The sequence below is a fragment of the Methylosinus sporium genome, from assembly GCF_003113265.1.
Taxonomy (GTDB): Bacteria; Pseudomonadota; Alphaproteobacteria; order Rhizobiales; family Beijerinckiaceae; genus Methylosinus; species Methylosinus sporium.
In genome coordinates, this window is sequence record NZ_PUIV01000001.1 from 302014 (window position 1) to 319280 (window position 17267).

Annotated in this window: 19 protein-coding genes; 8 read left to right on the forward strand and 11 right to left on the reverse strand. The window is 66.9% G+C overall.

Annotated features, from left to right (window positions below; genetic code table 11):
• Positions 1-44: 44 nt before the first annotated feature.
• From C5689_RS01410 to mgtE, 4 genes are all read right to left on the reverse strand, one after another.
• Positions 45-320 (reverse strand): DUF6460 domain-containing protein, encoded by a 276-nt coding sequence (locus C5689_RS01410; RefSeq protein WP_108915458.1) that lies wholly within the window; start codon positions 318-320, stop codon positions 45-47.
• 28 nt (positions 321-348) lie between these two features.
• On the reverse strand, positions 349-774 hold the full coding sequence (locus tag C5689_RS01415; protein WP_108915459.1) for a hypothetical protein: 426 nt from the start codon (positions 772-774) through the stop codon (positions 349-351).
• A 178-nt stretch (positions 775-952) separates the two neighbouring features.
• Complete coding sequence (locus tag C5689_RS01420) at positions 953-1912, reverse strand: glycoside hydrolase family 25 protein (RefSeq protein WP_108915460.1); 960 nt, start codon at positions 1910-1912, stop codon at positions 953-955.
• An 83-nt stretch (positions 1913-1995) separates the two neighbouring features.
• Positions 1996-3408 (reverse strand): magnesium transporter, encoded by a 1413-nt coding sequence (mgtE, locus tag C5689_RS01425; protein WP_108915461.1) that lies wholly within the window; start codon positions 3406-3408, stop codon positions 1996-1998.
• A 94-nt stretch (positions 3409-3502) separates the two neighbouring features.
• Between mgtE and C5689_RS01430 the strand changes: the two genes are divergently transcribed.
• Positions 3503-4396, forward strand: coding sequence for a polysaccharide deacetylase family protein (locus tag C5689_RS01430; protein ID WP_108915462.1), 894 nt, complete (start codon positions 3503-3505; stop codon positions 4394-4396).
• 4 nt (positions 4397-4400) lie between these two features.
• Here C5689_RS01430 and C5689_RS01435 read toward each other — a convergent pair whose 3' ends face one another.
• Positions 4401-5000: a hypothetical protein gene (locus tag C5689_RS01435; RefSeq protein ID WP_108915463.1), complete on the reverse strand. Its 600-nt coding sequence runs from the start codon at positions 4998-5000 to the stop codon at positions 4401-4403.
• 271 nt (positions 5001-5271) lie between these two features.
• Here C5689_RS01435 and C5689_RS01440 point away from each other — a divergent pair, with 271 nt between their 5' ends.
• The gene (locus tag C5689_RS01440; protein WP_108915621.1) at positions 5272-5520 is read left to right on the forward strand and encodes a hypothetical protein; all 249 of its coding nucleotides are present in this window, start codon (positions 5272-5274) and stop codon (positions 5518-5520) included.
• Positions 5521-5531: 11 nt separating this feature from the next.
• On the opposite strand, the gene C5689_RS01445 is transcribed toward C5689_RS01440, so the two are convergent.
• From C5689_RS01445 to C5689_RS01455, 3 genes are read right to left on the reverse strand one after another with little or no spacing between them, the layout of a single operon-like run.
• Positions 5532-6008, reverse strand: a complete 477-nt coding sequence (locus tag C5689_RS01445) for a MaoC family dehydratase (RefSeq protein ID WP_108915622.1) — start codon at positions 6006-6008, stop codon at positions 5532-5534.
• A 59-nt stretch (positions 6009-6067) separates the two neighbouring features.
• On the reverse strand, positions 6068-6946 hold the full coding sequence (locus C5689_RS01450; protein WP_108915464.1) for a TIGR01459 family HAD-type hydrolase: 879 nt from the start codon (positions 6944-6946) through the stop codon (positions 6068-6070).
• 3 nt (positions 6947-6949) lie between these two features.
• Positions 6950-7669: a carbonic anhydrase gene (locus C5689_RS01455; RefSeq protein ID WP_108915465.1), complete on the reverse strand. Its 720-nt coding sequence runs from the start codon at positions 7667-7669 to the stop codon at positions 6950-6952.
• 93 nt (positions 7670-7762) lie between these two features.
• On the opposite strand from C5689_RS01455, the gene C5689_RS01460 reads away from it, so the two are divergent.
• The 3 genes from C5689_RS01460 (at position 7763) to C5689_RS01470 (ending at position 11684) form a co-directional block, all read left to right on the forward strand.
• Positions 7763-8623 carry an HpcH/HpaI aldolase/citrate lyase family protein gene (locus C5689_RS01460; protein WP_108915466.1) on the forward strand — a complete coding sequence of 287 codons (861 nt, stop codon included), beginning with the start codon at positions 7763-7765 and terminating at the stop codon, positions 8621-8623.
• Positions 8624-8723: 100 nt separating this feature from the next.
• Positions 8724-10190, forward strand: a complete 1467-nt coding sequence (locus C5689_RS01465; protein ID WP_108915467.1) for a COG4223 family protein — start codon at positions 8724-8726, stop codon at positions 10188-10190.
• A 102-nt stretch (positions 10191-10292) separates the two neighbouring features.
• Complete coding sequence (locus tag C5689_RS01470) at positions 10293-11684, forward strand: heme biosynthesis protein HemY (protein ID WP_108915468.1); 1392 nt, start codon at positions 10293-10295, stop codon at positions 11682-11684.
• A 49-nt stretch (positions 11685-11733) separates the two neighbouring features.
• On the opposite strand, the gene C5689_RS01475 is transcribed toward C5689_RS01470, so the two are convergent.
• Genes C5689_RS01475 through C5689_RS01485 form a run of 3 tightly spaced genes read right to left on the reverse strand, consistent with a single transcriptional unit; the run spans position 11734 to position 14106 of the window.
• Positions 11734-12300 (reverse strand): Smr/MutS family protein, encoded by a 567-nt coding sequence (locus C5689_RS01475; RefSeq protein WP_108915469.1) that lies wholly within the window; start codon positions 12298-12300, stop codon positions 11734-11736.
• Complete coding sequence (gene mltA / locus C5689_RS01480) at positions 12293-13405, reverse strand: murein transglycosylase A (RefSeq protein ID WP_108915470.1); 1113 nt, start codon at positions 13403-13405, stop codon at positions 12293-12295. Before mltA ends, C5689_RS01475 begins: the two co-directional genes overlap by 8 nt.
• A gap of 11 nt (positions 13406-13416) precedes the next feature.
• Positions 13417-14106, reverse strand: coding sequence for a Tim44/TimA family putative adaptor protein (locus tag C5689_RS01485; RefSeq protein WP_108915471.1), 690 nt, complete (start codon positions 14104-14106; stop codon positions 13417-13419).
• A gap of 106 nt (positions 14107-14212) precedes the next feature.
• On the opposite strand from C5689_RS01485, the gene C5689_RS01490 reads away from it, so the two are divergent.
• The 3 genes from C5689_RS01490 to secB all read left to right on the forward strand — a co-directional run bounded on the left by C5689_RS01490 (position 14213) and on the right by secB (position 17249).
• Positions 14213-14680: an FxsA family protein gene (locus C5689_RS01490; RefSeq protein WP_108915472.1), complete on the forward strand. Its 468-nt coding sequence runs from the start codon at positions 14213-14215 to the stop codon at positions 14678-14680.
• Positions 14681-15439: 759 nt separating this feature from the next.
• Complete coding sequence (locus C5689_RS01495; RefSeq protein WP_158271726.1) at positions 15440-16483, forward strand: methane monooxygenase/ammonia monooxygenase subunit B; 1044 nt, start codon at positions 15440-15442, stop codon at positions 16481-16483.
• Between the two features lie 286 nt (positions 16484-16769).
• Complete coding sequence (secB, locus tag C5689_RS01500; RefSeq protein WP_108915474.1) at positions 16770-17249, forward strand: protein-export chaperone SecB; 480 nt, start codon at positions 16770-16772, stop codon at positions 17247-17249.
• The last annotated feature ends 18 nt before the right edge of the window (positions 17250-17267 follow it).

The following is a 17267-nucleotide window of genomic DNA, read 5'->3' on the forward strand; positions in this document are numbered from 1 at the left end:
CATCCGCGCGCCGGCCGCTCGGCGCAAGGATTTTCTGCGAGCGTTCAGCGCCGCCCGGAATTGAACAGCCGCAGCACGAGCCAGATCGGCACCACGATCACCGCGCCGGTGACGACATAGCCGATGACCGTATGCACCGCGCCGAAGCCGAGCGAGGAGATGCGATCGAAGAATCGCCGCGCGCCATGGACGAGGTCCATGGGCTCGATCTCGAGCCACATCAGCAGCGCGCCGACGACGAGCGAGACGAACAGCAGCTTGACCAGCACCTGCAGCGGCGAGCCGCCGAGAAAATCATTGAGTCGACTATTGGAGGCCATGCGCGTCCTTCGCTCTCGATTGCGCGGCTCAGAGGCTCTCGCCCTTGGGAGCCTCCTCGCGGAAGAGCTTCATCATGCGCCGCAGGAATCGCTCGGTAAAGGAGAGGGCGCGCTCGAACTCCTCCTCTCCCGGCAGTCCCTTGCGCGGCGCGGCCTCGGGAGCGGCGCCCGGAAGCTTGGCGCGCAATTCGGCGTTCTCGCGGACGAGACGCTCGATCTCGCCCTGAAGCGCGTCGCGCTCCTCGGCCGCGACGCGGCAGACGGAGAGCCCGCCCTCCACAGTGCAAAAGGAGACCGCGCCGGTCTGCTTGTCGAGCCGCAGCATTCCGCCCTCCGCCGGACTCATGGCGAAGCGGCCGGCCTCGCTCGCAGGCGGCTCGGCCGCGGGAGCTTGCGCCCGCGCCGCGCCGGCGGCGAGGAAGGCGGCGAAAAAGACGAGGGAAATGACGCGCATCGGCTCCGACCGGGTTCAGGAGGCCGCCCCTCGAGGCCCCGCTCCGATGTGGCGAACGGGACGGAGCGCGTCAATAGGGCGGCTTCGCCAATATTTTCAGCTCCCGATCGCTCAGCAGGCGCGCTTCTCGAGACATCTCAATTCACCGGACCGCGGCGTCACGGTGAGCTCGAACCCGTCACTGCGCGTTTTTCATCGCGGAGGGGAGCATCGCCGGATCCTCCTCGATCAGTCTCTCTATGCCACGATCGTCGATCGGCTTGGCCGCCGCGGTCGCGACCGGCTGCGCCTTCAGCCCGGTCTGGCCGGCGAGCCATTCGCGCCATTGACCATGGCTGCCGTTGAATGTGTTCTGGTCCACGGCGACGGGAATTCCGGGAACATGTCCATCGGAGCGATATTGCCAGAAGGTCCATTTGCGGTCGCCGTAGCGCACCGCCGGATGATATTTCGTCGAGCGCACCCAGATCGGATATTCCGCCAGAGCGCCGGAATGCAGGATCGCCTGATAGAAATCCACCGAGCTGTAGATGATCGGCTTCTTGCCGTAATGGCGCTCCATATCCTCTAGCATGACGCGCATGTCGCGCAGCACTTCCTCGCGATAGAGCGTGCGCTTGCAGCTGCGCGATGTGGGCGTCGCCTCCACATCCAGCACCGGCGGCAGCGCGTCCGGCTCCACCGGCACCACCGATTTGAAGAAGCCGGTCTCCTCATGCGGGGGCCGGCACCAATAGACGAAATGATAGGCGCCGCGCGGCACGCCGGCCGCCTTGGCCGCCGCCCAATTGCGCTGGAACTTGGAGTCGAGCGCGTCGCCGCCCTCGGTCGCCTTGATGAAGGCGAAGGCGACGCCCGATTCCTTCACCGCCTGCCAGTCGATGTCGCCCTGATATTTGGAGACATCGACGCCATGCACGGAGAATTCGGCGCTGCGCGTCGCCGGATAGGCGTGCAGCTGCGACTCCGGCACCGCATAAGCGAGATAGGTCGGATCCTTGCGCGTGTTGACCAGCGGCGCGCTGGTCGCAAAGCGCGGGCGCGCGCTATAGGACGGGTCCACGGCGCTACCGCAGCCGGAGAGGGCCGTGGAGAGGAGGGCAGCGGCCGCAGCCGCGAAAATCTCGTTCGATCGCATTGCGCGAAAATATCCCGCAAGCCGGTAACGAAGCGTTAATTCCCAAAAGCCCGCGTGATTCGCCGCAGGCTCGGCCGCGCGACTCATCCGAGCCGGAACCATAATGTGGCGATGGTGAGAAAGGAACCATAGCCGACGACATCGGTCACTGTCGTGACGAAGGAGCCGGAGGCGACGGCCGGATCGACCTTCCAGCGCTCGAGCAGCATGGGCACCAGAATGCCGCCCAGCGCGCCGGCGGCGAGATTGGTGAACATGGCCAGCGCCATCACCGGGCCGAGGCCGAAGGTCTGAAACCAATTGGCCGCGACGAGCCCGGTGAGCAGGCCGAAAGCCGCGCCATTGAAGGCCCCCGTCGCCAGCTCGCGCATTATGATGCGAAGCGCGTTGGAGCGCGAGAGCTCGCGCGTCGCCAGCGCCCGCACCGTCACCGTCATCGTCTGCGTCGCCGAATTGCCGCCTTGGCTGGCGACGATGGGCGCGAGCACGGCGAGCGCCACCATCTGCTGCAATTGCGATTCGAAGGTCTTCAGCACGCTCGCCGAAATGAAGGCCGTGCCGAGATTGATGAGCAGCCAGAGAAAGCGGCTCTTGACGATCCACCAGAAGCTGTCGGTCAGCTCCTCGTCCGGGCTGACGCCGCCGAGCGCCTTGATCTCCTCGGAGGCCGCCTCCTGAATGACGTCGACGACGTCGTCGATGGTGATGACGCCGACGAGCCGCTCCGCCTCGTCCACCACGGGAACGGAGACGAGATTATAGCGCTCGAAGAGGCGCGCCACTTCCTCGGTGTCCTCGTCGAATTGCACGCGGCGGCGGTCCGCCTGCATGATCTCCTCGACGCGAGTCTTGGGATGGGCGCGCACCAGCGCGTCGAGAAAAACCGTGCCGAGCAGCCGATAGGCGGGATCGACGACGAAGACCTCGAAGAAATTGTCGGGCAGCTCGTCCGGCTCGGTGGCGCGGAAGAAATCGAGCACCTCGCCCGCCGACCAGAAGGGCGGCACGGCGATCAGCGTCGTCTGCATCAGGCGCCCGGCCGTGCCCTCGGCGGCCTCCAGCGAGCGGCGCAGCACGATGCGCTCTTGCGCCGGCAGCGCCTCCAGGACCTGCGCCTGCTCCTCGGGCTCCAGCGTCTCCAGAATGGCGACGGCGTCGTCGCTCTCGAGCTCGCGCATCGCCTCGGCGAGCGTCGCGACCGGCAGCTCCTCGAGGATCTCCTCGCGCGTCGTCTCGCCGATCTCGGTCAGAGCGGCGAAATCGAATTCATCGCCCATCAGCTCGACGAGGCGCGGGCGCTCCTCGTGATCGAGCAATTCGATCAGCGCGCCGACATCCGCCTCATGGAGCGGGGAGACGAGCTCCTTCACATGGCCGGAATCGCCTTCCGCGATGGCCTCTTCCACCGCTGCGACGAAATCGGCGCGCGGTTCGCCGGTTTCCTCGTCACGAAAATTTCCATCCGCAGGCGCCGATTTTTCATGGTCTTGCGACATATGGGGCCCTGATCGATGCGCGAGGGGGTCCGCCCGGCCGGCGAGACCGGGACAGGGCTCCCATAACGCGCCGCGCCCGGAAAGCAAACCGCCAATGCATGTTCTTTCTGCACTCTTTCGCCTGACGGCGGCTCTAATCGCGATTATTCCCGCCGCCCGCGCCGCCGACTGCGGTCCGCAGGCCCTCGGCGTCTCGCGTGTGATCGAGATCGACGGCGGCGAGCGTCTGGCGCTCGGCCTGCAGACCTATCCGCGCACGCTGGCGCTCGCCGATCGCGAGGTGGTGCTCACCTTCGACGACGGCCCCGCCCATGGCGCGACCGAGCGCGTGCTGGATGCGCTGAAGGCGGAATGCGCGCGGGCGACCTTCTTCCTCGTCGGCGCCCATGCGGCGGAAGCGCCGGCGCTGGTTCGGCGCATCGTCGCCGAGGGGCACAACGCCGGCCATCATTCCTACAGCCACCCGGCGCGCACGCTGCGGCTGATGAGCGAGGGAGCGGCGCAGGCCGACATAGAAAAAGGCTTTCGGGCGGTCGACGCCGCGGCGGGCTTTCCGCCCGTCGACAGCCCGCATTTTCCTTTCTTCCGCTTTCCGGGCTTCGCCGACACGCCGGAGCTGGTGCGCTGGCTCGAAGATCGCGACGTCGCCGTCTTCGGCGCCGATCTCTGGGCCTCCGACTGGCAGGAGATGACGCCGCGCGCCGAGCTGGAGCTGGTGATGTCGCGATTGGAGGCGGCGGGAAAAGGTATCGTGCTGTTCCACGATCCGCGGCCCTCCACGGCGGCGATGATGCCGGATTTTCTACGCGAGCTAAAAGCGCGCGGCTTCCGCCTCGTTCACATCGTCCCCGGAGACGGGCCGACGCCGATCGTCCATGCGAAGCCCGGCTGGACCTCGGCGACCGAGGCGATCATCGCCAAGACGCTCGGCCCCAAGGGCCTGCGCAGCGAGCCGCAGGAGGAAGGCCGGGGCGTCAAAGCGCGGTGAAAGATCAGAGCTTCCCGCGGTCGCAGGCATAGAAGCCCTTGGCGCCCCAGCAGGGGCCGGTCCTATAGACATTGCCGAGATCGCGCTCCTTGAGCCGCGCGGTCCAGACGCGGCCCTGCCGCAGCTTGATCGTCAGCGGCCCGTCCTCGATCTGGAAGATCACTTCCCTGTCCTTCTCGCGCAATATGCGGCACGGCCTGGCGGTCACGACCCGGCCCTCGAGCTTCACGAAGCAGCGCGCCTCATATTCGTCGAGCCCGGTCGTCGCCGCCGGCGAGGACTCGGAAGGCGCTCGCTCAGGGAGCGTTTCCTCCGCGGGCGTTTGCTCTGACGGGGCTTGCTTGGGCGAAGACGCGGCGGGCGCGGCCTCGGCCTGCGCCGTGACAGGCGGAGCGGCCGGCGGCGGCGAGGCCGCGCTCTGGTCCGCGACGAAGGGCGAGGCGAAGGGCGCGGGAGCGAGCGGCGGCGCATTGTCGAAGGAAGCGCGCGGCTTGGCCGAAAATTCCGCGAGCGCCGACGCCGGATAGCCGAGATCGCCCGCCCCGGCCGTCGGGGCGAGGCCGGCGCCGAACAGAGCGCCGAGCAGCGGGAGCCTTACCTTCATATCCCTCTCTCCTCGGCGGCTGTCGCGGGATCGCGCGCTCATCATCCTGTCATTCGGAGCGGACCGCCATAATTTTCGTCTCGACGCGCCTGCGCGTGAAAGGCCAGGTCCGAGCCGTGCCGGTCTCGCCTTCTATGCTGCTGCGCGCGCGGGTGTTTTTCTTGCGTGAGCGTGGCGGCGAAAAAGGGCGCTTGTTCGGCGCCGGAAGGGCCGGCCCATGTCGTGATTGCTCACAGCTCGCGATCGCTCACAGCCCGAGCGGGAGGCCGATTTGACGCAAATCCCCGAAGAGACGCCGACCCATGCGAGCGCCGCCGACATTCGCGGCGTTCTCGGAGCGCTCGACGACGAGAAGCTCCTGGCGATCCTCGCGCTCGCGCCGACACTCGCCGAAATCGAGGACGCCTCGCTCTGGCTCTCCGGGGACAGGGATATTTTCGGGCCCGGCCGACCGCTCGGCGAGCGCGCCGGACAAATCGTCGCCGTGCTGGCCGCAGACGAGGAAGACGAAGGCCGTTAGAGCCTCGCGCTCTAAGCCGAGGCGGCGGGCTTGGCCAATTGCGCGGCGCGGGTCGCCTGCTCGCGGCTCGGCACCATGACCCAGGCCTCGCCGTCCAGCACCACCTTGCCGTCGACGAGGCATTCGCAATGAAGACGGGCGCGTCGGCCCTTCTCGATCAGCTCGACGATCTCGACCACGACATGGATCACGTCGCCGATCTTGACCGGGGCGCGGAAATTGAGCGTCTGCGACAGATAGACCGCGCCAGGCCCCGGCAGATACATGCCGATGACGGTGGAGATCAGCGCGGCCGTGTAGAGGCCGTGCACGATGCGCTCGCCGAAGCGCGTCTTGCTGGCGAAATGGTCCGACAAATGGATCGGATTGCGGTCGCCGGAGAGATCGGCGAAGGCGATCACATCGTCATCCATGACGGCCTTCATCAAGGTCTCGCGCATTCCGACGGCGAGGTCTTCGAAATAATAGGTCTTGAAGGGCGTCGACATGGATGCGGTCACCGGCCAATTGTCGCCCAGCGGAAGAGGCCGCTGGGCCGTTTCTCCATCTACCACACCAGAAACGGCGCAAATGCAACCGGTTTGACTCCGGCCCGGGCCAGGAGCGCCTCCATTGCGGCGACGTCCAGCCGGCGCTCCGGCGGCGGATAGAGCTCGTCGCGATGCACGCCCTCGGTCAGGAACAGCGAGTCGAGGCCGGCGCGGGAAGCTCCAAGCAAATCCGTAGCCACGCCGTCGCCTATGGCCAGAACGCGGGCGGGGGCCTCGCCGGCGAGAGCGGCGATGCGGCCGAGAGCGGCGGCATAGATCGGCGGATGGGGCTTGCCGGCCATCACCACCTCGCCGCCCAGCGCGGCGTAACGCTCGGCCAGAGCGCCGGCGCAATAGACCAGCTCCCCGGCGATGCCGACCACGATGTCGGGATTGGCGCAGAGCATGGGCAGGCCGCGCTCGCGCATATATTCCAGCGTTTTCAGATAGTCGTCGGGCGTCTCGCGTCTTTCGTCGATGAGCCCGGTGCAGACGACATAATCGGCGTCTTCGAGTGGAACGCGGCGGAATTTTCCGCCGAGCAGCCGATCGGCGGCCTCGAAAAGCCCATTGTCGCGCGGCGGGCCGAGGTGATGGCACGCTTCTCCCTCGCGCACGACCATCTGCTCCAGCGTCAATTGCCCGGCGCTGACGAGATCGTCATAGGCCACGCGCGGCAGGCCGAGCCCGTCGAGCTGCCGGCCGACCTCCTCGCTCGGACGCGAGGCGTTGGTGACCAGCGCCACTCTGCCCCCGCGCGCGCGGAATTTTTCCAGCGCCGCAGCGGCGGCGGGAAAATGCGAGCGGCCGTCGATGAGCACGCCCCAGACGTCGCAGAGGATCGCGTCATAGCGATCGGCGAGCTGCGACAGGCCGGATATTTGCGGAATGGACATTTTTTAAAACCGCGGCTGCGCGAAGGCGGCGGCATGGGCCTGCGGCGCGATCTGCGAGAATTCGCCCGAGGCTTCGTCCAGCACGAGCAGCCTGCCGTCCATCACGCCGAAATAGGCGCCGTGCAGCGAGAGATAATGGCGCTGCTCCAGCGTCGCGATCCAGGGAAAGCTGCGCAGATTGGCGATGCCCTGCTTGATCGATTCGAACGCCAGCCGCTCGATGTAATCGGACGTGACGGGATCGGGAATTGCGCCGGCGCGCTCGGCGGCCGGGGCCAGCAGCTTGATCCAGCTGCCGATGAAATCGCCGGCCGAGAGCGGCCGCGTGTAGGGATCGGCCTGGCTCTCCGCATAGGCGCGCACCCCACCGCATTGGGCGTGGCCGAGGATGACGAGATGATTCACCTTCAGCGCCATCACAGCATATTCCAGCGCGGCGGACGTGCCGTGATAATCATTGTTCGGCGCATAGGGCGGCACCAGATTGCCGACATTGCGAATGACGAACAGCTCGCCCGGCCCGGCGTCGAAGATCGCCTCCGGCGCGACGCGGGAATCGCAGCAGCCGATGACCATCGTCCGCGGCTTCTGGCCGCCGGCGGCGAGCTCGTGGAACCGCTGCTGCTCGCCGCGAAACCGCCCGGACAGAAAGGTCTCATAGCCTTTCGCGAGATGGACGGGGAGAATGTCGCCGGGCTGCTCTGTCGGGCCGGCTTCGGTCATATTCGCTCCTCGTGACGGCCGGCGATGGCGCGCCGGCGGCGGCTCCTTTATTGTGGAGCGCGACCGACGAGGCAAGGGGAGAAAAAAAGAGCCATGATTTCGCGACCGCGACGCAGCGTGCTGGCCATGCCGGGTTCCAACGCCAGAGCGCTGGAGAAGGGCAAGACGCTCGCAGCCGATGTGCTGATGTTCGAGCTCGAAGACGGGGTCGCCGAGGCCGCCAAGGAGGCGGCGCGCGAGCAGGTCGTCGCCGCGGTGAAGGGCGGCGGCTATGGCTCCCGCGAGATCGTCGTGCGAGTCAATGTCTTCGATTCGCCCTGGTATGCGGCCGATATCGCCGCCGTCGCGGCCGCGGGGCCGGACGCCATCGTCGTCCCCAAGGCCAATAGCCGGGACGATATTCTGCGCGCCGCGCGCGATATGAAAGCCGCCGGCGCCCCCGCCCACACCACGCTCTGGGCGATGATCGAGACGCCGCGCGCGCTCTTCGACATAGAGAAGATCGCGAGCGCCACGCAGGAGGCGCCGCTCTCCGCCATGATGCTGGGGCCGAACGACATCGCCAAATCGACGCGCGCGAGACTGACGCCGGGCCGGCCGGCGCTCGTCGCCTGGCTCTCCGCCTCGGTGCTGGCGGCGCGTCTGCACAATGTCGATATCATCGACGGCATCTACAATGATTTCAACGATCTCGAAGGGCTGCGCCGCGAGGCCGAGCAGGGCCGCGACCTCGGCATGGACGGCAAAATGCTGATCCATCCGGGCCAGATCGCCACGGTCAACGAGGTATTCGCGCCCTCGCCGGCCGAGATCGAATTCGCGCGCAAGATCGTCGAGCTGTTCGACGCGCCCGAGAATACGGCGATCGGCGTCGCGCAGATCGACGGGCGCATGGTGGAGCGCCTGCATCTCGACGGCGCGCGGCGGACATTGGCGCTTTCCGGCGCGCCGTGAGCGCTAAATTCCCGGCGCGATGAGCCTGGAACGAAGCGGCGGATGTTTCGCGGAATGTCCGCCTCGTCTATAAGGGGCTGCGGCGAGGAGCCCCCGAAACATGGCGCAGCACGACAAAGACCCCGCAGCAGATGGCCACGAAGCCTCGGAAAGGGCGTCCGACGACGTCTGGACGACGACGAGCGTCGCTCGTCCCGCCGAACCCGAGCGCCCCGAGGGGGAAGCAATTTCGGCGCCCGCGAGCGAGGCCGCGCCGGCGCCGAAACCGCGCCGCAAGAACTGGCATCGCTTCACTCTGCTGGCGGCGACGCTCGGCCTGCTGGCGACCGCGGGGTCGATCGCCGCCTATCGCTTCCGCGACAAGCATGAGAAGCTCGCCGCCTTCGCCACGATCGTGGACGAAACATTCGCGCGGCCGGAGAAGCTCGTCACAGCGCTGCGCGAGACCGTCGTGAAATGGACGGGCAAGGCCGCAAAGCCCGCTGCGCCTACGAGTCCCCCTGCCCCGATCGCGCGCCGTGAAATCGAGGCGCCCGCGAAGCCGGCTCCGGTCGAGGCGAAGCCGCCGGAGCCGATCCCCCCGCCGCGCGCTCCCGCAGAGGCTGTCGTCACCCGGTCTGCGCCCGCGGCGGCCCCGGTCGCGCCTCCCGAGCCGCCGGCCCGAACGCCCGTGGCGGAGCCCGCCGCCCCGGCCTCCGTCCCAGACGCTCGCATCGAGGCGCTGACGCAGCGCATCGAGGAATTGGAGCGGATCGCACGCTCGGCCCTGGCGCTGGCCGAACAGGCGGGCGCCGGCGCCCGGCCCGCTCGCTCGGAGCCGCCGGCTCAGGATCAAAAGGCGCAAGACCAGAAGATAAGAGACGCCGAGGATAATGTCGCCGGCCTCGAAGGCCGTATCGACTGGCTCTCGGACGAGGTGAAATCGCTGCGCGAGAAGCTCGAAACCGCCAAGGACGAGACCCGCGCCCCACGCGAAGTGGAGCCGCCGCCGCCGCCCACGCCGGAGCCGCCCGCTCCCGTGGCCGCCGCGCCGGAAGAGGCCAAAGGCCCCAATCCCGCGACCATCGTCGTCGTCGCGCATTCGCTGCAACGGGCGCTCGATCGCGGCGGTCCCTTCGCCTCCGAATACGCCGTTCTCGCCGCCCATGGCGCGGACCCGGGCGCGCTCGCCGCTCTCGCGCCTTCGGCCGAGAAAGGCGCGCCGGACGCGCGGGCGCTGCGCGCCTCCTTCCATCCGCTGATTCGTAAACTCGAAGCCTCCGTCGAGCTGAAACCCGACGCGCCTCTGGCCGACCGGCTGCTGCAGGGCGCCTCGAAGCTGGTGAAGGTGCGCACTGCGGCGGAGAAGGAAAAAGCCTCGATCGGCGACATTGCCGCCAAACTGGAGGCGGCGCTCGATCGCGGCGAGATCGAGACGGCGCTCGCCGCCTTCGCGGAATTCCCGGACGACGCCAAAACGGTCGCGCGCGAGTGGGAAGAGGCGGCCCGCCGCCGCGTGGAGGCCGAGAAGGCTGCGGCTTCCATTCTCGCCGGCGCCCTGGACGCGCTGGCCAAATCCAAGAACTGAGCGGGGTTTACGACGATCGGAAGCTGTTTTTCCGATGGGAAATCCTGCTGAAACAAAAGTCTGGGCAGAAGCGCTCAGAACCGAGGCGAGGATCGACGACCCATGATTCTGCTGCTCTTTTTCATTGCGGCGCTGGCCGCTCTGTCCATCGGCCTGCATTGGCTCATCGAGCAGCCGGGTTCGATAACGCTCGACTGGGGCGGCTATCACATAGAGACGTCGCTCGTCGTCGGGGCGGCGGCGCTGATCGCGACGATCGCGGCGATCATCATCGCCTGGGCGATCATCGTCTATTTCTTCCAGGCGCCGGCGCGGCTGAAGCAGGGCTCGCGCGCCAAACGCCGCGAAAGAGGTTTTCAGGCGCTCTCGCGCGGCATTGTGGCGGCCGGCGCCGGCCATCTCGCCGAGGCCAAACGCGCCGCCAGGGAAGCGGTCAAAAATCTCGACAAGGAGCCGCTGACCTATCTGCTGCGCGCGCAAGTGGCGCAGCTCGAGGGCGATCGCGTCGGCGCCGAAACCGCCTTTCACGAAATGACGCAGCTCTCCGAAACGCGGCTGCTCGGCCTGCGCGGGCTGCACATAGAGGCCAAGCGCCGCAAGGACGAAGAGGCCGCCCATCATTTCGCCGATCAGGCGCATCAGCTCACGCCGCTGCCCTGGGCCGGCCATGCGCTGCTCGAGCATCATGGCGCGCAGGCCAATTGGGAAGAGGCGCGCATAGCCATCGAAGCCAATCTGAAAGCCAAGGCCATCGATCTGCCGACAGCGCAGCGTCTGCGCGCCGTGGTGGAAACCGCGTTGGCGCTGGAGAAACAGGCGGAGCATCCGAGCGAAGCGCTGCATCTCGCCCGGCAGGCGGTGAAGCGCGCGCCCGATCTTACGCCCGCCGTCGCGCTGATCGGGCGGCTGCTCGCCCATCATGGCGACAGCGCCAAAGCGTTGAAGCTTCTCGAGAAGGCCTATGCCGAACAGCCGCACCCCGACATCGCCGAGGCGTTTCTCGAAGTGGCGCCGAGCGAATCCAACGCCGAGCGTCTGGCGCGGGTGAAGAAATTCGTCGCCGCCGCCTCGCATTCGCCGGAAGCGGGAATTCTGGTCGCCCGCGCAGCGCTGGCGGCGCGCGATTTCGCTTCGGCGCGCAAGGCGCTCGCCCCCCTCGTCGCCGAGGGCAAGACGCCGACCGCTCAGGTCTGCCTGCTGATGGCGGAGCTCGAGGACGCCGAGAACGGCCCCAGCGGACCGGTGCGCGAATGGCTGGCCCGTGGCTCGCGCGCGCCGCGGGATCCGGCCTGGATCGCCGATGGCGTCATCTCGCGGCGCTGGGCGCCGGCCTCGCCGGTCACGGGAAAGCTCGACGCCTTCGTCTGGGCGACGCCGCCCGAGCCCGTCCGCGGCCCGACCGAGGACGCCCGCGCCGATATTCCCGCCGCTTTTTTGACCCGGCCGGAACGGCTGCTGGAGGCGAAAGCGGAAGAGGAAGGCGCGACCGCCTGATTGCGAACGTGGGCGATACGAGCCTTCCGGCTCGCGTCGTCGCCTGCTGCTATTTCATCCCGCGCGGGCGCCTGATCTGCACATAGAGCGCGCCCTCGCCGCCGTGATTGCGCGCCGCCTCGCCGAAACCGACGACGAGATCGCGCATGGCCGGCGCGCTCAGCCACATTGGCGCGAGCCGGCGCAGCACGCCGCCCTCCTCGCTGCGAACGCCCTTGCCCGTCACCACGATCGCCATGCGCGCGCCCGCCGCCTGAGCGCGGCGCAGAAAATCATAGAGCGCGGTCTGCGCCTCGGCCTGGCGCAGGCCGTGGAGATCGAGCTTGGCCTCCACCTCCAGCCGGCCGCGACGCAATTTCGTGCGCGTGCGGTGATCGATTTCCGCCGGCGGCGGCGCCGGACGGGGCCGCTGCTTTTTCTCGGCCGGCGGCGAGACCGGAACGGCCGGCGTCGCGGCGGCGCCCTTCTTCGACTCGGGAGCGTCGATGGGCTGCTCCTCGGGCGGTCGGCGCCGCGCGCGGGTCGGCCGAACATCGGCCGTCACCTTGTTCCACAGCTCGATCTCTTCCTTGGACAAAAAACGCGAGCGGCGCGAGTCGCGCGGCGGATCAGCCATCGCCGCGCTCCGCGGCCCGCGGCAGCAGCACGGTGAATTCGGCGCCGTGGCGCACCAGCCCGGCGAGCGCGCCGGCCTCGTCCCCGGCGCCGAAAAAAAGATCGGCGCGGGCCGGTCCCAAAATCGCCGAGCCCGTATCCTGCGCGATCATCAGCCGCTCGAAAGGTTCGGGCGTCGCGCCGCGCCGGGGCAATGTCGCGCCGATCCAGAAGGGCAGGCCATAGCTCCACAGCGAGCGATCCACCGCGATGGAGCGCAGCGGCGTCAGCGCGCAGCCTTCGCCGCCGATCGGCCCATCGCGCCGCTCCGGCGAGCGATCGGCGCGGAAGAAGACATAGGAGCGATTCTCCTGCATCAGCCGCGCGCCGGGCTCGCCCTCTTCCTGGCCGAGCGCGCGGATTTCCGCCTTCAGCCGATCGAGCGACATTTCGCTCTGCGGCACGCGCCCGCGCTCGACGAGCAGGCGGCCGATCGACGTATAGGGCCGGCCATTGCGGCCGTCATAGGTGAGCGGCAATTCGCGGCCGTCTGGAAAACGCAGCCGCGCCGAACCCTGCACCTGAATGAGAAACAGCTCGACCCTGTCGCGCACGAAGGCGATGGGCTTCGGCCGAATGTCGAGCGGGCCCTCCTCCAATGCGCGGCGATCGGGATAGGGCTCGAGGCCCCCATCCGCGCGGCGCCGGGCGGAGGTGAGCGTTTCGCCCGCCTCGCCGCGAATGGGCGTCTCGTTCAAAGTGACGAGATCGGCGGGACGGGCGGGAACGGGCGTGCGGAACGCGGCGTCGGGCGCTTCGCGCGCCTCGATCACAGGCTCGTAATAGGCGGTGACGAATCCCGGCGCGCGCAGGCGAAACGGCCGGAACTGCGCAACGAAAAAATCGCGCGCGGCGTCTTGCGAGAGTGTGTCCGCATTTATCGACAGAGCGATGCGGCAGACGCGGACCAGAGCGTCATCGGCCGGCAGCGCCGGGCGCATCGGCGGCGCCCCAGAAAGAGTGACGGCGGCCGAGCGTCGGAAGACGTGGAAGACCTCGCGCAGATCGTCCCGAAAGAGGGCGTCGATCGAATCGAAACCGATCGGATCGATATCGTCGGACGCCACTCTCGATCCGCCTAATGGACCGTTTCGGTCGCCACGAGCTTCCAATTCGGATCACGCGACGCGACATCGCGCGCGAAAGTCCAGAGGTCGACGATTGCGAGCGGACGCTCGGGGTCGCCTTCGATCACGGCGCCGGCGCTGTCGCGGCGGACCGATTGGAGCTTGACGACGAAACGAAGCGTGATCTGCGCCTTGCCGAACTCGACCTTGGCGTCCTCCACCGTCGCCGAATCTATGGAGACGACATGGGCCTCGGCCGTTTCATTGCGCCGCTCGCGCGCGGCAATCTCGCCGGCGAAACTGTCGAAGACTTCGGTCGAGAGAAGATTTCGCAGCGTGTCGCGATCGCCCTTGGCGAAAGCCTCGACGACCATGCCATAGGCTTTCTTTGCGCCATCGACGAAAGCCGGGGCGAAGAAGCCGCGATCGGAAGCGGCGATCTGGTCCAGCCCGCGCCAGCCGTTGCTGCCGGATTCGGCGAGGCCTTTCCAGCGGTCGGCGTCGAGCGGGCCGGAAGCCGGCGCCGGAGCGAAGGCCGAATTTTGCGGCGCGGGGCCGATCCGCCGGGCGGGCCCGGCGCGATCGGAAGCGGGACCTTCCCGATCGACGCGAACGCCGAGGACGGACCACAATTTCCACACGACGAAAGCCGCCAGAGCGGCGAAGACCAAGATGGAGGGGTCGAAATCGGATCCCGACAAAGGGCGTCTCCCAGTCGCAGGGATTGTCCGGTATCATGTCGCGTCCCAGATGTCACGAATCAACCCCTCGCCGGACCATCGGCGATGGGATGGAGGGCGCAGCGACGTGAACAAGTCGAAACTCCTCGCCTATGTGCTGACCGGCTGGCTCTTCGTCGAGATCGTCGCCTTCGTGCTCGTCGTGCAATTTCTCGGCGTGCTGGCGGCGGTCGCGCTCGGGGTCGGCACGACGCTGTTGGGACTGGCCGACGTCAAGCGTCTGTTCGTCTATCTGCGCGGCCGCATCGGACAGCCCCGCGAGGAGCTGAAATCGGGCGTCGCTCTGCTGGACGGAGGGCTCGAGGCGGTCGGCTCGCTGCTGCTGATCCTGCCCGGCTTCGCCTCCGATCTCGTCGGACTGGCGCTGAAATCGCCGTCGGTGCGCGCCCATGTCGCCGATCGCATTCGCGGTAAGACCGAGCGCAAGGGTCCGCAGACGATCGATCTTTCGCCCGGCGAATGGAAAGCGATCGTCGATGAAGGCCCCAAGCGCCGCGTCCGCGCGCGGCGCGCGCCATCCGCGAAAGTCGTTTGATCGGGTGAGACGCCGCGGCCGTCCGGGCCGGGACAAGCTCGGCCAGGACGGCCGCAACGTTTCCGATATGCGCCTCGAGGTAGGACGATCGTCCGGCCGCGCCGAAGCGCCCGGCGCCTCGCGGCGGCGGGGGGGAGGAGGGGCGTTTCGGGACGCTCCGGCCCCTTTGGCCGCAGCGCTATAAAAATTCTGTCGGTTCCGGAGCATCCCGAAACGCGGCTTTGCCTTCTCGTCGACGTCCCGAGGCGCATTCGGACCCGCGAATCCTGGGCTTTCGCATTCAAGATCCGATCGCTTCCGAAGGCTTGGGCTCACGGAACGGCTCTCGCTCTTCCCTGTGGACGGGAGAGAAACACCGATCCGGCGACGCGCCGCCTGTCCATGGACGGGGGTCGCCGTCCCGGATGGAGCCGCCCCCGCCCGCGTTCCCTGACCCGAGAAACGCGCCCTTGCGTCAGCGGGAGCGAGGGAGAGATAGGAATATTTTCAGAATGTGTCAAGGGCCGACAATGGCGGACGCCGGCGGATCTCTTTTTCCGTTCGAGGGGCGCGAATGCGCACATCCTCCTCGCCCCGGCGTCCTGGCCGGGCTTGTCTACGCCAGCGCGCACCGAAGCGTGATGGAAGCTTGGCGCAACGCCGAAGCTCCGGCGTCGTCCGAGGTTTCAACTTCGAAGGCGGGGCTTCCAGTGCGCGCGAAACTTGCGCTTCTGCTCGCCTCCTGTCTTGATGCCAGTCTACACCATGCGAGACATTTCAATGCGCGCCAAACTAGTTGCAAAGACGTTTTTCCTTCTCACCATCTTTTTCGGAATTGTCCCGACGACGCCTGGTGACGCGCAAACGTCGAAAGGCTCGGCATTGGCCGACGAACAACAGGTAAAGCAATTCCTTTCTAGCCTGATGTCCAGCGACGCGGCGGGAAAGATAAAGGTCGTCGTTCGCGACGCCAAATATTCTCCATCGACACACGAGCTCGTCATCGCCTTATCGGTCACCAACGCCGGTGTGGAAGCGGTGCGCTTCGGGGAACTGGTCGCGGACGGTTTCCGTTTTCTCGACCCGGCGCTTTTCAAGCTCCCTGTGCCCTATCCCGAAAAATTCGTTGTCCAGTCGGCCAGCCTCGATAACGAGGTTCCGATTTACCCGAGCGGCACGCGGGAGACGACGTTGAAGATCGGCGAGTTCGATCGTCTCCTCCAGAGCAAACGCAACGCACGTTCCCGCCGAGGCTCCTCGATAAGGATAAACGGATATCTCGCGTTTTTTTCATCCACGGGACGCCGCTACGCCGTCCGCATCGATAAAGCCGTCGAAACGCCGGCCTCCGAAACAGCGGAGACAGCGCAAGAACAAAAGCTCAAGCGCCAGTTTCTCGACGCGCTCGACCCCGTTCATGCGGCGCCGGCCATTCAGGCCATCGTCAAGGACGCCGCTTACGACGCGACGGCGAAAACGCTCACGCTCGAATTTCAGGCCCGCAACGTCGGCGACGAAATGGTCAAATTCGGGGAACTGATCGTCGACGAACGCCGCTTTCTAAATCCCAGGATCTATACTGCGCCGGTGAGAAACTATCCTCTGCAACTCGTCTACACGTCGGCCGCGTCTATCGACTCGGATAACGCATTGACGAGCGGAGAAACGAGAGAGGTAAAGCTCGTCGTCTCGGACTTCGACAGCGTTATGAATGCAAGAAAAGACAAGATGCCGGCGGCATTAGATGCTTTTCTCGAATTCTGGTCCCCGGTGGGACATCGTTTCGTGACGCGGATCAACGCCAAATTTCGCGCCACCAATTAGGCGAGGCGATTATCGTGAAGGCAGCGGGTCGGTTGGAACCTCCGCTCCCGGCGCATCGGCGAAATTCGAGCCGAGGCGCTACCCGCCGTCGGATTCCTATGGTTTCCGGGTGATCGCATCGCGAAGGTGGAACGCCTTTCCGGGAGCCGCTTCTCTTTCACCCGATCGCTCGGCTCGACGGCAAATCCCGTTGTCGCAGGCGAGGGGACGTGTTAGGCGGGCGCCGTGGCAGGCGCCGCCATTCCGTCGGGCCTGTCGGGAGCCGAAATCGGCAGGGAGTTCGACGATGACCGATACGAATGGAAACGGCTCCGGCCCGACCGGCGCCCCGGCGCTCAATGTGCTCGTGCAATATGTGAAAGATCTCTCCTTCGAGAATCCCAATGCGCCGCGCTCCTTGCAGCCGCGCCAGAATCCGCCGGACATCGGCATTCAGGTCAATGTGAACGCCAAGCAGCTGTCGCCCGAGGATTTCGAAGTCTCGGTGACGCTGGAAGCCTCCGCCACCGAGGGCGGCGAGGCGCTGTTCAAGCTCGAGGTCGATTACGGTGGCGTGTTCCGCCTCGTGAATATTCCCGCCGAGCAAATTCATCCGATCGTGATGATCGAATGCCCGCGGCTTCTGTTCCCCTTTCTGCGCCAGGTCGTCGCCGACGCCACGCGCAATGGCGGCTTCCCGCCCCTCTATGTCGATCCGATCGACTTTTTCGCGCTCTATCAGCAGCGCGCAGCCCAGGAGCAGCAGGCTCCCGCCAACGCCAACTGAGTTTACGGGAGCGAGCCG